This window comes from Bacillus sp. PAMC26543 (assembly GCF_014250375.1).
GTDB classification, from domain to species: domain Bacteria; phylum Bacillota; class Bacilli; order Bacillales; family Bacillaceae; genus Bacillus; species Bacillus halotolerans.
Map to the genome: position 1 here is coordinate 4,050,001 of NZ_CP060193.1, position 15,468 is coordinate 4,065,468.

Consider the following 15,468-nt stretch of genomic DNA (forward strand, 5'->3'; position numbering starts at 1 on the left):
TCTCATATCCTATGAATTCAGATATGGATACCACTCCATTACGAGTGGTGGGTTTCCCCATTCGGAAATCTCCGGATCAAAGCTTGCTTACAGCTCCCCGAAGCATATCGGTGTTCGTCCCGTCCTTCATCGGCTCCTAGTGCCAAGGCATCCACCGTGCGCCCTTTCTAACTTAACCGTTAAAAAGAATCACTATGTGATATCTTGTGTTACTAATTGAATGTGATGTCTACTGTTATCTAGTTTTCAAAGAACACGTTTCGAAGGAATGATCCTTCAAAACTAAACAAGACAGGGAACGTTCTGTTTATAAGACCCAAGGTCTTATATTCCGTAAATATCCTTAGAAAGGAGGTGATCCAGCCGCACCTTCCGATACGGCTACCTTGTTACGACTTCACCCCAATCATCTGTCCCACCTTCGGCGGCTGGCTCCATAAAGGTTACCTCACCGACTTCGGGTGTTACAAACTCTCGTGGTGTGACGGGCGGTGTGTACAAGGCCCGGGAACGTATTCACCGCGGCATGCTGATCCGCGATTACTAGCGATTCCAGCTTCACGCAGTCGAGTTGCAGACTGCGATCCGAACTGAGAACAGATTTGTGGGATTGGCTTAACCTCGCGGTTTCGCTGCCCTTTGTTCTGTCCATTGTAGCACGTGTGTAGCCCAGGTCATAAGGGGCATGATGATTTGACGTCATCCCCACCTTCCTCCGGTTTGTCACCGGCAGTCACCTTAGAGTGCCCAACTGAATGCTGGCAACTAAGATCAAGGGTTGCGCTCGTTGCGGGACTTAACCCAACATCTCACGACACGAGCTGACGACAACCATGCACCACCTGTCACTCTGCCCCCGAAGGGGACGTCCTATCTCTAGGATTGTCAGAGGATGTCAAGACCTGGTAAGGTTCTTCGCGTTGCTTCGAATTAAACCACATGCTCCACCGCTTGTGCGGGCCCCCGTCAATTCCTTTGAGTTTCAGTCTTGCGACCGTACTCCCCAGGCGGAGTGCTTAATGCGTTAGCTGCAGCACTAAGGGGCGGAAACCCCCTAACACTTAGCACTCATCGTTTACGGCGTGGACTACCAGGGTATCTAATCCTGTTCGCTCCCCACGCTTTCGCTCCTCAGCGTCAGTTACAGACCAGAGAGTCGCCTTCGCCACTGGTGTTCCTCCACATCTCTACGCATTTCACCGCTACACGTGGAATTCCACTCTCCTCTTCTGCACTCAAGTTCCCCAGTTTCCAATGACCCTCCCCGGTTGAGCCGGGGGCTTTCACATCAGACTTAAGGAACCGCCTGCGAGCCCTTTACGCCCAATAATTCCGGACAACGCTTGCCACCTACGTATTACCGCGGCTGCTGGCACGTAGTTAGCCGTGGCTTTCTGGTTAGGTACCGTCAAGGTACCGCCCTATTTGAACGGTACTTGTTCTTCCCTAACAACAGAGCTTTACGATCCGAAAACCTTCATCACTCACGCGGCGTTGCTCCGTCAGACTTTCGTCCATTGCGGAAGATTCCCTACTGCTGCCTCCCGTAGGAGTCTGGGCCGTGTCTCAGTCCCAGTGTGGCCGATCACCCTCTCAGGTCGGCTACGCATCGTTGCCTTGGTGAGCCATTACCTCACCAACTAGCTAATGCGCCGCGGGTCCATCTGTAAGTGGTAGCCGAAGCCACCTTTTATGTTTGAACCATGCGGTTCAAACAAGCATCCGGTATTAGCCCCGGTTTCCCGGAGTTATCCCAGTCTTACAGGCAGGTTACCCACGTGTTACTCACCCGTCCGCCGCTAACATCAGGGAGCAAGCTCCCATCTGTCCGCTCGACTTGCATGTATTAGGCACGCCGCCAGCGTTCGTCCTGAGCCAGGATCAAACTCTCCGATAAAGTAGTTTGACTGACTACGCACATCACTGTGCGATTTTATAATAAAACTTGAATTAACAGGTACGTTTTGTCTTGTTTAGTTTTCAAAGATCATTTTGTCACTTCGTTTAAGCGACTTTATTATTATAACTCGTTGACTTATTGAAGTCAATAACTTTTTTGAAGTTATTTTTTTGTCATCGCCTTGTTTAGCGGCAACGAATAATAATATACCACCTTGTAAATAATAGTGCAATAGTTTTTTGAAGAAAAAACTAAGGAATTATAAAAGAGCGTCATCCTTCTATTAGAAAGGTTGACGCTCTTTTAAATTAGCGCTGTCTCATTTGCGGGAATAACAGTACATCTCGGATCGAAGGAGCATTCGTAAGCAGCATGACCAGGCGATCGATCCCGATGCCTAAGCCTCCTGTTGGCGGCATGCCATACTCCAGGGCTTCAACGAAGTCTTCATCCATTAAATGAGCTTCATCATTACCCTCTTCTCGTTCTTTTAATTGGGCTTCAAAACGTTCTCTTTGATCAATAGGATCATTTAGCTCTGTGAATGCATTTGCGTGCTCACGGCCTACGATAAACAGTTCAAAACGGTCTGTGAAGCGTGGATCCTCTGGATTTTTCTTAGCAAGAGGAGAAATTTCTACTGGATGTCCATAAATAAACGTTGGCTGGATAAGCGTTTCCTCGATTTTTTGTTCGAAGAATTCGTTTATAATATGGCCCACTGTCATAGAGTCTTTAATCTCTACACCATGCTCTTTTGCATATTCACGGGCTTGCTTAACAGTTACATCTTCCCAGAAGTCAACGCCTGTCGCTTCTTTGACTGCGTCAACCATATGGATTCTTTTCCACTCAGGTTTCAGTTCGATTTGCTCTTCCCCGTATTGGATTGTCGTCGTGCCAAGTACTTCTTGCGCGATATGAGCGACAAGGTTTTCAGTTAAGCTCATGATATCTTTATAGTCAGCATACGCTTCATATAATTCAATCATTGTAAATTCAGGGTTATGGCGTGTAGAGACGCCTTCATTACGGAAAACACGGCCGATTTCATATACTTTTTCTAAACCGCCGACAATCAAGCGTTTCAGATGCAGTTCAATCGCAATACGCATGTAGAGCGGAATATCTAAAGCATTATGATGGGTAATGAACGGACGCGCGGAGGCTCCCCCTGGAATGCTGTGCATAGTTGGTGTTTCTACTTCTAAGTATCCATGATCATCAAGGTATCTTCTCATCGCTTGAATGATCTTGCTGCGTGTAATGAACGTATGTTTGCTGTCTGGATTTACGATAAGATCCAAGTAGCGTTGACGGTAGCGCTGCTCAACGTCTTTTAAACCATGGTATTTATCCGGCAGCGGACGAAGCGCTTTTGTCAGCAAATCAAATGATGTTGCTTTTACAGACAGTTCGCCTACATTTGTTTTGAACACTTTTCCGGTTACGCCGATAAGGTCGCCAAGGTCGGAAGATTTGAAGATTTCATATTGGTCGTCACCGACACTGTCTTTTCTTACGTAGATTTGAATTTGACCTTCTAAATCCTGAAGGTGCGCGAAGCCGGCTTTTCCTTTGCCGCGTTTTGTCATCATACGGCCTGCGATTGTCACTTCAATCGCTTTTTCTTCTAACTCTTCTTTCGTTAGATTTTGATATGCCGCAATAATTTGCTCAGATTGATGAGTTCTTTCAAAACGTGCGCCGAATGGATCTATACCGTTTTCTCTCATCTGATTCATTTTGTCGCGTCTGACTTGCAGCTGGTCGTTCAATTCTTCATGATTATGCTCTTCTTGACTCATTGTTATCACTCCATTACAGATATTGTTTCATGAAAAAAGCAGAAAAACTGCCAGCGTAAAACTGGCAGTGAGCAGCAAATAGAGGTGAGTGTTATCCTACTTTTGCGTCTTGAAGCTCTTTTGCCTCAACTTCAACAGTAAATGCATCTAAAAGCTGTACAAGCTCTTCTCTTGTCTCGCAATGATTGATTCCATTACGAACCTCCGCATTGCCTCTTATGCCTTTCAGATACCATGCAGCGTGTTTTCTCATTTCTCTTACCGCTACATTTTCACCTTTTAAGTTAATCAGGCGGTCAAGATGCAGTTTGCATACCGCCATTTTTTCGCGTACTTGCGGCTCTTCTTTTAATTCACCTGTTTCAAGGTATTGAACCGTACGGTAAATCATCCACGGATTGCCTAACGCGGCACGGCCGATCATGACCCCGTCTACTCCTGTTTCATCAAGCATACGCTTAGCATCCTGCGGCGTCTTGACATCGCCGTTCCCGATAACCGGAATCGATACAGATTGTTTTACTTCTTTGATAATATCCCAGTTTGCAGTTCCTTCGTACATCTGCACTCTTGTACGGCCGTGAAGCGCAACTGCTTTTCCGCCCGCACGCTCGACAGCCTGTGCGTTTTTCACCGCGAAAATATGGTCTTCATCCCAGCCCATTCTCATTTTCACTGTGACTGGTTTATCGACGGCATCCACTACTGCAGAAACCATTTCATAAATCTTATCGGGATCGAGAAGCCATTTTGCTCCCGCATCACATTTTGTAATCTTTGGTACTGGGCATCCCATGTTAATATCAATGATATCAGCAGTTGTGTTCTGGTCTACAAACTTCGCCGCTTCCACAAGGGTTTCCTTTTTTCCTCCGAAGATTTGAAGGCTGAGCGGTTTTTCACGTTCATCAATGTAAAGCATACCCATTGTTTTGGCATTGTTGTAAAGGATCGCTTTGTCACTGATCATTTCAGCGCAGACCAATCCGGCTCCGAATTCCTTTACAGTCAATCTGAATGCTGAGTTGCAGACACCAGCCATAGGGGCCAGCACAACCCGGTTTTTTAATTGAATATCACCGATTTTAAACATTTTTCCCCTCCTTTCATTTGTTATTATTTTCTGGCGGCGCTAATTCGTCCGCGCTTATATTTAAAACATCTGCTGCACTTTGAATGATGGCAGCTGACGGCAATCGGTTTCCGCGTTCAATTTCGCCGAGAATAGAAACTGATATACCTAACGCTTTCGCAAATCCTTCTTGAGTATAACCTTTCAGCTTTCTGAATGCACGAATTCGTCTACCCCAGATTTCTGCTTCCATACTCTTACACCTTCTTGGTCGGTTTCCGCGCTTTTTGCCTCTTTTTCAACCCGCGTGCATATTTCCGCAAGCGGTGCAAGGACAAATAAACGCTCATACATTCTCGGATGCGGAACAATTAGTTGCTCTGTTTCAATATTTTCACGATTAAACAGTAAAATGTCAAGGTCTGCCGTCCGCGGCCCCCATCTGACTTCTCTCGTCCTGCCCAATTCATTTTCTATATGCTGCGTGAGCTCCAGGAGCTGAAACGGATTCAGCGACGTCTCGATTTCAACTGCCATATTTAAAAATTCATCTTGAGCTTCGTATCCGACTGGGTCTGTTTCGTAAATAGAAGACACTTTTGTGACTGTCACTGCCTCATGTTGATGCAGCATCGCCACCGCTCGCCGTAAATACGTTTCTCTATCTCCAATATTAGATCCAAGTGCTATATAAGCTGTATTGTTCATGATTTTTTTCTCGTGATTTCTATTGCTACTGATTTATAGTGGCCGGGAATTGGCGGATCTGGCTTAATCACTTTTACAGTACATTGCTGCACCTGATGAAATTTCTTCAGGACAGTGTCCGCAATACGTTCTGCCAGTGTTTCCACTAGTTTCACAGGCTCACCTTCGACGATATCTTTACATACGTGGTAAAGCTCGGCATAGTTAATGGTTTGCTCAAGGTCGTCTGTTTGTCCCGCTTTGCTTAAATCTAATTCTGCGGTTAAATCGACTTTAAAACGCTGTCCGAGCTTGTTCTCCTCTTTTAACACACCGTGGTAGCCGTAAAACTCCATGCCTTCTACGTAGACTTTATCCATGATGCATCCCTCCCTTGTTCAGCATTGCATCCATCATTTTCGCCATTCTGGCTATTTGTTTTACATCATGGACTCTCACAATGTCACAGCCTTTTTGAATGCCTAGACACACGGTTGCGCCTGTGCCCTCAGCCCGCTCCTCAGGCGGAAGATCCAGGACACGGCCGATAAATCTTTTCCGGGAGGTTGCAAGAAGAACCGGATAGCCAAGTCCGCTGAAAACTTCAAGTTTGTTCATGACTGCCAGATTATCGTGATAGTCCTTCGCAAAACCAATGCCGGGATCGAGGATAATGTTCTTTTCCTCTACACCTGCTTCAACAGCAATCTTTACACTTTCCATTAAGTCCGACAGCATATCCGGTATTAAGTCGTTGTAGTTTCTCTCTTTGCGGTTATGCATGAGAACGATCGGAACATTGTGTTCAGCTGCGACAGAAGCCATTTTCGGGTCATACTTTGCTCCCCAAATATCATTGATGATTGAAGCGCCGGCTTTAACAGCTTCATCTGCGACAGAAGCCTTGTACGTATCTACAGAGATCGGCACTGCGAGCTCTTTTGTAATCCGCTCAATCACAGGAATCACTCTGGACATTTCTTCGTCCTCGGACACATATTCGGCGCCGGGTCTTGTCGATTCGCCTCCGATATCAATGATATGCGCACCGTCATCAATCATCTCTTTCGCATGCAACAGGGCATTGTCCAGGCTGTCATATTTTCCGCCATCCGAGAAAGAGTCAGGCGTTACGTTTAAAATACCCATCACCAGCGTCTTTTCTCGATATGATAATGCGCTGGGTTTGGTATGGATTACTTGTGTTTGGTCTATCGTTTGCCGCGCCATTCTCTTCCTCCCTGTCATGAATTCATGTTCTTTATTTCTTGGTGGTATAGCGTTTGTAAAGCGGAAGTTATTTCTCCGTTTTGGCCCGGATAGTTCACTTCTTCTATTTTAGAAAACGGAATGATCTCAAGAACCGAGTTGGTCATCCATGCTTCATCTGCCGTCAAAAGGGCTTCAAGCTGGTAGCGGCCTGTTTTGACATCCATCCCTATTTTCTTTGCGTTCTCCATGACAAAACGTCTCGTGACGCCGTCAAGAATTCCGGTATCAAGTGATGGTGTATAGATAGATCTGCCTTTTCTCCAGAAGACATTTGAAATGATGCCCTCTGCTACAGCGCAATCCTCCGTTAAAAAGATCCCTTCAAACCGCGGATCATTTCCGATCTCCCGTTTCGCATACATATTATTTAAATAGTGATGTGATTTTAACCGGAACGGCCCCTCCGGTGTGTTTCTCCGTATCGATAAAACCTTTCCTTCCTTTTGCAAAGGAAGACTTTCTGGTTTTAGCTGGTTAACAAAACATAAGACAGTCGGGTTATCGTAAGTTTGAGCAGCGAAACCTTTATCACTGATGCCGGCTGATATGTTCAGCCTGACGCGGGCATTACCGTCTTTGATATCATTCAGCCCGAGCAGCTTGTCCAGCATTTCAATCATCTCTTGTTTTGTCACAGTGTATTCGATTTGCAGATCCTTAAGTGCGCGTTCAAGCCGTTCTATATGCCAATCAAGCAGGAACGGCCGGCCTTCATAAAGCCTGAAGGTCTCAAACACACCGATCCCATATAAAAAACCATGGTCAAAAGGAGAAAGAACTGCATCTTTCTCCTCTATAAATCGGCCGTTTACATATATCATCACGCAATGACTTCCTTGCGGTACGTTTCAATAAAATTTCTGAGCATTTCTTTTCCAAAGGAAGTCATAATAGACTCTGGATGAAATTGAACGCCTTCTATCGGAAGATCATTGTGCCGAATAGCCATGATTTCTCCTTCTTTTGTTTGTGCGGTTACTGTGAAACAGCTTGGCAGCGTCTCAGGTTTTACGATCAGTGAGTGGTATCGTGTCGCCACAAGCGGGTTTTGCAAACCTTTAAAGATCGTCTTGCCGTCATGCTCGATTTCTGAGGTTTTTCCGTGCATCAGCCGCTCTGCTCTGACCACGTCTCCGCCAAACACCTGTGCGATAGACTGATGTCCGAGACACACGCCAAAAATGGGAATTTTGCCTGCGAAGTATTTAATTGCTTCAAGGCTGATTCCAGCTTCATCAGGACTGCACGGTCCGGGTGAAATCATTAAGAAATCCGGTGACAGCTCTTCAATTTGCTCTATTGTGATATCGTCATTGCGTTTTACAATCAGCTCTTCTCCAAGCTCGCCCAAATACTGCACTAAGTTGTACGTGAAAGAATCATAGTTATCAATCATTAAAATCATTTCTCCGCTCACCTCATCTAATTTTTGTCTCTGCTTCGCTCAGCTCTAACGCCTTTTGCATCGCAAAAGCTTTTTTGAATGATTCTCTGTATTCATGCTTAGGAACAGAATCAATCACAACTCCTGCTCCGGATTGCATAAACGCCTGCCCTCCGGCTGCATAAATGGTTCGGATCACGATATTAAACTGAAGATCCTGATTATACCCAAACCACCCTATAGATCCAGTATAAAGCCCACGGCGTGTCGGCTCAAGTTCTTCTATAATTTCCATTGTCCTTACTTTAGGAGCACCTGTAATCGTTCCTCCAGGAAATACAGCATGAATAATATCTACAGCGTCGTATCCATCCTGCAGTTCACCTTGGACATTAGACACAATGTGCATGACGTGGGAGTATTTTTCAATTGCCATGAATTCATTAACCCGCACTGATCCGTAACGGGAAACTCTGCCCAGATCATTTCGTTCTAGATCAACCAGCATGACATGCTCAGCGCGTTCTTTTTCATTATGGATTAATTCATTTGCGAGCGCTTCGTCTTCCTCATCCGTTTTCCCTCTGGAACGAGTGCCCGCGATCGGTCTTGTCTCTAACAGTTTGCCCTTTTTGCTGACAAGAAGTTCAGGAGATCCGCAAATAATTTGGAAATCTGGTGTTTCTAAATATGCCATATATGGAGAAGGATTCACTTCTCTCAGTTTTTTGTAGATCTCATACGGGTGAGCAGACAGCGGCTGCGACTGCCTGATCGATAGATTGACTTGAAAAACATCTCCGCTGGCAATGTATTGCTTGATTTTCTCTACAGCCTGAGAAAAGCCTTCTTCAGTAAAAGGCGCTGCAAAGGAACCGTCAGCTGTATATGTCATCTCTTGTAACGGCTCACCGGGAAGCTCAGTCAGCCACATATGTTCGAGCTGGGACAGCTTTTCGTCCGCTGATTCGTTCTCATCATTCACATGAGTGACCAGCCAAAGAGCCTGTTCTTCATGGTCATAGACGGCGATATCATCAAAGACAAGAAAATAGATATCAGGTGTCTCCAGGTCATCTAATGAGAGCATTTTAAAATTTTCAATGTAGCGTGCGTAATCATAGCTAAGAAAGCCGATTGCTCCCCCTTGAAAATCAGGCAATTCTTCATCCGTTTCTGTTTCCAGCGTTTTAAACCAACTGTGGAAGGCGCGTAATGGGTCACCCTCTTTAAACAGTGTCTCATCCCCATGCTTAATGGTTGTAATTCCGTCTTTTCCCTTGACAGCCGCAATTGGATCAAGACCGGCTATACTGTATCTGCCGCCTCTTGCACTTTCAAGAAGCACGTGCTGTTTTCTGAATTGTGAAAGTTTCTCATATTGTTGCAAGAATGAATCTTTTTGAAAAGGTACTTTTCTGCCTGCCGGTCTGCGTTGTGCCATTTATATCATTCCTCTGTTTTCTTTTTCTGCTTTTTTTATTGTAAAGCAATATCATGAGTGAAAAAAGTGAATTTCTCTTCCAAGGATAAGATTCGTCGCGGACACGGCATATTTGATGCACAAATAAAAAAACTCCCGGGCACCGGGAGTTTTTTCGAGCTTTTTAATCGAATTGATACAGCGGCGTACTCAAATAACGTTCGCCGTTACTCGGAATGATAGCTAATACTTTTTTGCCCTTTCCGAGTTTTTTCGCTACTTCAATAGCAGCATAAATGGCCGCACCTGATGAGATGCCTCCGAGAATTCCTTCTTCACGTGCAGCTCTGCGTGCATATTCAAATGCTTCTTCATTCTTCACAGGGAAAATTTCATCGTATACTTCAGTGTTTAAGATGTCGGGCACAAAGCCAGCTCCGATTCCCTGAATTTTGTGAGGGCCTGGTTTTCCTCCTGAAAGCACTGGGGAATCTGACGGTTCAACAGCGTAGATTTTGACGGAAGGATATGCTTCCTTCAAGACTTCACCCGCTCCTGTAATCGTTCCGCCTGTTCCGATTCCGGCTACAAATGCATCAAGCTGGTCATCACCGAATTGCTCAACGATTTCTTTACCTGTTGTTTGGCGATGGATTTCAGGGTTCGATGGATTGTTAAACTGCTGCGGCACGAAGTATCCGTGTTTTTCAGCAAGCTCCTCCGCTTTCTTAATGGCGCCTTTCATGCCTTCCGCACCCGGAGTCAGCACAAGCTCAGCACCATATGCGCGAAGAAGGTTGCGGCGCTCCATGCTCATTGTGTCAGGCATAACCAAAATCGCTTTTAAACCTTTAGCAGCAGCAACCATTGCCAGCCCGATTCCTGTATTTCCGCTTGTCGGTTCAATGATTGTATCGCCAGCTTTTAATTTCCCTTCTTTTTCAGCCGCTTCAATCATCGCTAAACCGATACGGTCTTTTACACTGCTTCCAGGGTTCATGTATTCAAGCTTCAAATATACATCCGCACTGTTTTCATCAACAAGGCGATTTAATTTAACGATTGGCGTATTCCCAATTAATTCAGTAATGGAGTTTGCTACACGTACCATTCTCGACACCTCAATTTCCGACTATTTGTATTGGTATTATGTATATAATCTATCAATTTCAAAATTTTTTGTCAATCATTTAGTACTTTTTTCCCCATAGAACCAAGACACGTCAGCTTCTTTCCAAAGCGATTTTACAGTTGCTTTATCACCTAACTGATCCATTGCGATCTGGCGTTTAATCTGATTCTTCACTTCATCATATGAGAACGTTCTCGCATTTAACTTTTCTTTCAGTTGAATAATCGCATAGCCGTTGTTTACCTTTATCGGTTCGTTTGACCATTCATCTTGTTTTAGTGTCTTTGCTTCTTCAATGTATGATGACGGAATGTTGTCTGATGCCTCGGTGACAAACCCTAAATCTCCCCCGTACGGTGACGTATACCTGTCTGTGGACCGTTCCGCCGCAACAGCTTCAAAGCTCGAGCCGCCTTCAAGCTCTTTTAAAACTTGTTTGGCTTCCTCTTCATCCTTTACAACAATATGCCGAATACGATACGAATCATCAAACTGATACAGTTCTTTATTTTGATTATAAAATGATTTCATTTCTGTCTTTGAAATATCAATATCCTTTGTTAATAATTCCTCAAGAAGAATATTATAGCGAATTTGGTCTTTCCACTCTTTTTCAGTTGTATGCTCGTCTTCGTAAAATGAATTATTCACCGCCTTAATCAGCAGAAATTCCCGATCAATTTCACTTTTAGATACTTTGAGATTGTTCTTTTTGGCAAGCTGCTCTACCACTCGGACATTGATCATATCTTCAAGTGTTGATTTTCCGTATTCATCTTCCATTTCCTTCAGCCATTCTTCTCTTGTTACGCTTTTGCCTCCAATAGTAGCAATGGACTCGTCGGACGGGGAAGCACTGGCTTGAGATTTCGTCAGTGTATATGCCACTGCGATACAGCATACCAGCAGCGCGCCCCAAATGATTGTCCAGATTGTTCTTGATTTCAAATTTACTGTCAGCCCCTTTTCTTAAATTCAAAAAACCCGCTAAAGAGCTTAGCGGGTCGTTTGGTCTCGAAGCTCTTCCAGCTCTTCTTTTGTAAATAAGTACTTTTCATTACAAAAATGGCATACTGCTTCGGCTTGTCCATCTTCTTCTATCATATCTTGAATTTCTTTTTTGCCTAGTCCTAAAACGGCTGTTTCAAAACGCTCTTTTGAACAAGGGCAATGGAATTTAACAGGCATGGTTTCCAAAATCTCAGGCTTTTCTCCTAAGACTTCTTCCAAAATTTCTTCCGGTGTAAGCCCTTTTTGAATCAGTTTAGAAATAGGTTCTACTACAGATAAACGCTGTTCAATTTTTGTGATGGTTTCATCATCTGTTCCCGGAAGGAGCTGAAGAATGAAACCTCCTGCCGCCAAAATGGTGTTGTCTGGGTTAACAAGCACGCCGACACCTACAGAAGAAGGAACCTGCTCCGATGATACAAGATAGTACGTAAAATCTTCCCCCAGTTCTCCGGAAACGATTTCTACTTGCCCTGTGAAGAACTCGCGCAGGCCTAAATCTTTTACAACACTTAATGTTCCATCTGTTCCGACAGCGCGTCTGACATCCAGCTTGCCGTGTTCATTCAAGTCAAAATGAACATGCGGGTTTGAGACATATGCCCTGACTTCCCCTTTAGCATTTGCATCAGCAACAATCGCGCCGATTGGCCCGCCGCCTTCCACTTTCACTGTCAGCTTATCATCACCTTTCAGCATAGAACCAAGCATTAGTGAAGCTGTCATTGTACGGCCCAGTGCAGCGGATGCTGTCGGCCATGTATCATGCCGTCTCTGTCCTTCATTCACCATATCAGTCGTTTTTGCAGCATATGCGCGAACTTTTCCGTCATACGCCAGCGCTTTTACTAAATAATCCATTGCAAAACCTCCTATACACTTCCCACGCGGTTTCGTTCATAAATCAATTCCAGCCCTTTTAGGGTTAAGAATGGATCAACGATGTCTATACAATCTGATTCGTTTGCGATTAATGGCGCAAGACCGCCTGTCGCAATGACTTTCGGTTCTTGTTTTGCCTGCCATTTCATTCGTTTTACGATTCCTTCCACTTGGCCGACATAGCCAAATAAAATCCCTGATTGCATCGCGCTTACAGTGCTTTTTCCGATAATATTGTCAGGCCGGGCGATTTCAATACGCGGAAGCTTCGCCGCACGCGAGTACAGCGCCTCAGTCGAAATTGTAATTCCAGGCGCAATCGCTCCGCCCATATATTGTTTGTTTTCATCGATATAACAGTACGTTGTAGCTGTACCGAAATCAACAACAATCAAAGGATTGCCGTACAAGTGAATGGCCGCAACAGCATTTACGATTCTGTCAGCGCCTACTTCTTTCGGATTGTCGTACTTTATATTTAAACCGGTTTTCATACCAGGACCGACAATTTGCGGTTCGATATGAAAGTATTTTGTGCACATTCTCTCTAACGCAAACATGATTGGCGGCACAACTGAAGAAATAATAATGCCTTCTATTTGTTCAAACATGAGACCTGAATGATCAAATAAAGAGCGCAGAATCATCCCAAACTCATCTTCTGTTTTATGCCTGCTTGTTTCTATACGCCAGTGATATTCTAATTCACCCTCATGATATACACCAAGTACAGTATTGGTGTTCCCCACATCAATAACAAGTAACAACCTCTATCACCACTTTTGAATAGTTTCTCTATCATTACTTTTACAAACATTCTACAATACCATACACGATCGGCGACTCATTTGTAAACAAATCGATACCATAATTGGATGATTGAAAAGGCGGCAGCAGAGGCGGGATTCACATAAAAAAACTGCCAGCGTCAGCCGGCAGTTTTTATCAGAAAGCGTTACTCTTTCGTATCGTCTTTCTTTTCTTCTTCTGTTTTTGACAGAATGTTTACTTTGACATCATCGTTCTTCTCATCATCAGAGAACTTACGCTCAGGCAATGTTCCGTGATCGACAAGATGTTTGATTTGTTCAGCATCCAGTGTTTCAACTTCCAGAAGCGTCTGAGCAATCAATTCAAGCTTGTCACGATTTTCTGTCAGGATTGTTTTCGCACGCTCGTAACACTCTTTGATAATGCGCTGAATTTCCTGATCAATTTCGTAGGCAATTTGATCACTGTAGTTTTGTTCGTTGTTGAAATCACGGCCTAAGAATACCTGGCCACCCTGAGACTGTCCAAATTGCAGCGGTCCCAGTTTTTCTGACATACCGAATTCTGTAACCATTCGTCTTGCAATATTTGTCGCACGCTGGAAGTCATTGTGCGCTCCTGTGCTGACTTCGCCAAAGATAATTTCTTCAGCAACACGTCCGCCCAAGAGACCGACAATTTTATCAAGCAGCTCCGGCTTTGTCTGGAAGTAACGGTCTTCTCTTGGAAGCATAACTGCATAACCGCCAGCCTGGCCCCGAGGAACAATCGTTACTTTATGAACCATATCAGCCTCATCTAAAACGAGTCCGATAACGGTGTGTCCGCCTTCGTGATATGCCACGATATTGCGTTCTTTCTTGGAGATGACGCGGCTTTTCTTAGCTGGTCCGGCAATAACACGGTCCGTAGCTTCATCAATGTCGCGAGCATCGATTTTTTTCTTGTTTTGACGAGCCGCCACAAGAGCAGCTTCATTCAATAGGTTTTCTAAGTCAGCGCCTGAGAAACCAGGTGTTCTCATGGCAATCGATTTCAGGTTTACCGTTTCATCCAGCGGTTTGTTTCTCGCATGGACTTTCAATACAGCTTCACGTCCAATTACATCTGGGCGGTCCACTGTGATTTGACGGTCAAAACGTCCCGGACGAAGTAAGGCTGGGTCCAAGATGTCCGCACGGTTCGTTGCGGCAATGATGATAATTCCTTCATTGGCACTGAATCCGTCCATTTCAACAAGCAATTGGTTGAGCGTCTGTTCACGTTCATCGTGTCCGCCGCCGAGACCCGCTCCACGCTGGCGTCCGACTGCGTCAATTTCATCAATGAAGATCAAACAAGGCGCATTCTTTTTCGCGTTTTCGAACAAGTCACGCACACGGGAAGCACCGACACCTACAAACATTTCAACGAAATCAGATCCGCTGATGCTGAAGAATGGTACACCGGCTTCACCGGCTGATGCTCTTGCAAGAAGTGTTTTACCGGTACCCGGAGGTCCAACTAAAAGCACACCTTTAGGGATTCTTGCGCCAAGCTCGGCAAACTTGCGGGGATCTTTCAGAAATTCAACAACTTCCACAAGTTCTTGTTTCTCCTCGTCTGCCCCTGCAACGTCTTTAAATTTGACGCGTTTCTTTTCCTCTGTATATAGCTTCGCCTTACTCTTACCAAAGTTCATGACACGGCTGCCGCCGCCTTGAGCTTGATTGAGCAGGAAGAAGAACAGAATAAAGATAATGACAAATGGGATGATGGTCGTCAGGAACGTCACCCATCCGCTTGTTTCTTGAGCGGGATCAACCTTTACATCTGTCTTTTTTATAGCATTAAAGATCTGGTCTGCTCCCTTTCCTTCAGGAACATGAGTCAAAAAGTATTGATCCTTGTCGTAATTTTTCAGCTGTCCTTTTACCTCATAAACACCTCTGACAGGCTGAACCGACACGCTATCAACTTTCCCGTCATCCAGGTTTTTGATGAACGTGCTGTACGACATATTTTCTGTTTTCGGATTTGAGGTCTGGAAGTAGCTCACAACCCCGATTACTACTAATAAAATAAGTAAATAAAAAATGGTATTACGGAAGACCCGATTCATTCCTTACCTCCTCCCACAGTAAGCA

At 44.7% G+C, this 15,468-nt stretch carries 14 protein-coding genes and 2 rRNA genes (1 of these 16 only partly in view); all 16 read right to left on the reverse strand.

Annotation, left to right across the window (positions count from 1 at the left end):
* Positions 1-178 (reverse strand): 23S ribosomal RNA (locus H7F27_RS20440); it reaches 2,750 nt to the left of the window's first position.
* Between the two features lie 169 nt (positions 179-347).
* Positions 348-1,897, reverse strand: a 16S ribosomal RNA gene (locus H7F27_RS20445).
* The 16S and 23S rRNA genes sit together here, the layout of an rRNA operon.
* Before the next feature lie 311 nt (positions 1,898-2,208).
* On the reverse strand, positions 2,209-3,708 hold the full coding sequence (gene lysS / locus H7F27_RS20450) for a lysine--tRNA ligase (protein ID WP_106021685.1): 1,500 nt from the start codon (positions 3,706-3,708) through the stop codon (positions 2,209-2,211).
* Positions 3,709-3,799: 91 nt separating this feature from the next.
* Positions 3,800-4,801: a tRNA dihydrouridine synthase DusB gene (dusB, locus tag H7F27_RS20455; protein ID WP_024123646.1), complete on the reverse strand. Its 1,002-nt coding sequence runs from the start codon at positions 4,799-4,801 to the stop codon at positions 3,800-3,802.
* A 13-nt stretch (positions 4,802-4,814) separates the two neighbouring features.
* Positions 4,815-5,033, reverse strand: a complete 219-nt coding sequence (locus H7F27_RS20460; RefSeq protein WP_024123645.1) for a helix-turn-helix domain-containing protein — start codon at positions 5,031-5,033, stop codon at positions 4,815-4,817.
* Positions 4,985-5,488, reverse strand: coding sequence for a 2-amino-4-hydroxy-6-hydroxymethyldihydropteridine diphosphokinase (gene folK / locus H7F27_RS20465; protein WP_024123644.1), 504 nt, complete (start codon positions 5,486-5,488; stop codon positions 4,985-4,987). The genes H7F27_RS20460 and folK overlap by 49 nt, the downstream gene beginning before the upstream one ends.
* Positions 5,485-5,847 (reverse strand): dihydroneopterin aldolase, encoded by a 363-nt coding sequence (gene folB / locus H7F27_RS20470; RefSeq protein ID WP_101865159.1) that lies wholly within the window; start codon positions 5,845-5,847, stop codon positions 5,485-5,487. The genes folK and folB overlap by 4 nt, the downstream gene beginning before the upstream one ends.
* Positions 5,840-6,697, reverse strand: coding sequence for a dihydropteroate synthase (gene folP / locus H7F27_RS20475; RefSeq protein ID WP_101860936.1), 858 nt, complete (start codon positions 6,695-6,697; stop codon positions 5,840-5,842). Before folP ends, folB begins: the two co-directional genes overlap by 8 nt.
* A 14-nt stretch (positions 6,698-6,711) precedes the next feature.
* Entirely contained in the window at positions 6,712-7,560 is an 849-nt protein-coding gene (gene pabC, locus H7F27_RS20480) for an aminodeoxychorismate lyase (RefSeq protein WP_185848961.1), read from the reverse strand.
* On the reverse strand, positions 7,560-8,144 hold the full coding sequence (gene pabA, locus H7F27_RS20485; protein ID WP_185848356.1) for an aminodeoxychorismate/anthranilate synthase component II: 585 nt from the start codon (positions 8,142-8,144) through the stop codon (positions 7,560-7,562). The genes pabC and pabA overlap by 1 nt, the downstream gene beginning before the upstream one ends.
* 13 nt (positions 8,145-8,157) lie before the next feature.
* Positions 8,158-9,567, reverse strand: a complete 1,410-nt coding sequence (locus H7F27_RS20490; protein ID WP_185848357.1) for an anthranilate synthase component I family protein — start codon at positions 9,565-9,567, stop codon at positions 8,158-8,160.
* A 163-nt stretch (positions 9,568-9,730) separates the two neighbouring features.
* Entirely contained in the window at positions 9,731-10,657 is a 927-nt protein-coding gene (cysK, locus tag H7F27_RS20495; RefSeq protein WP_024123638.1) for a cysteine synthase A, read from the reverse strand.
* A 75-nt stretch (positions 10,658-10,732) separates the two neighbouring features.
* On the reverse strand, positions 10,733-11,626 hold the full coding sequence (locus H7F27_RS20500; RefSeq protein ID WP_095714739.1) for a peptidyl-prolyl cis-trans isomerase: 894 nt from the start codon (positions 11,624-11,626) through the stop codon (positions 10,733-10,735).
* A gap of 48 nt (positions 11,627-11,674) precedes the next feature.
* A complete protein-coding gene (gene hslO, locus H7F27_RS20505) occupies positions 11,675-12,550 on the reverse strand; it encodes a redox-regulated molecular chaperone HslO (protein WP_044153473.1) in 876 nt (291 codons plus the stop codon).
* Between the two features lie 11 nt (positions 12,551-12,561).
* Complete coding sequence (locus H7F27_RS20510; protein ID WP_024123635.1) at positions 12,562-13,338, reverse strand: type III pantothenate kinase; 777 nt, start codon at positions 13,336-13,338, stop codon at positions 12,562-12,564.
* A 188-nt stretch (positions 13,339-13,526) separates the two neighbouring features.
* A complete protein-coding gene (ftsH, locus tag H7F27_RS20515) occupies positions 13,527-15,443 on the reverse strand; it encodes an ATP-dependent zinc metalloprotease FtsH (RefSeq protein WP_024123634.1) in 1,917 nt (638 codons plus the stop codon).
* Between the last annotated feature and the right edge of the window lie 25 nt (positions 15,444-15,468).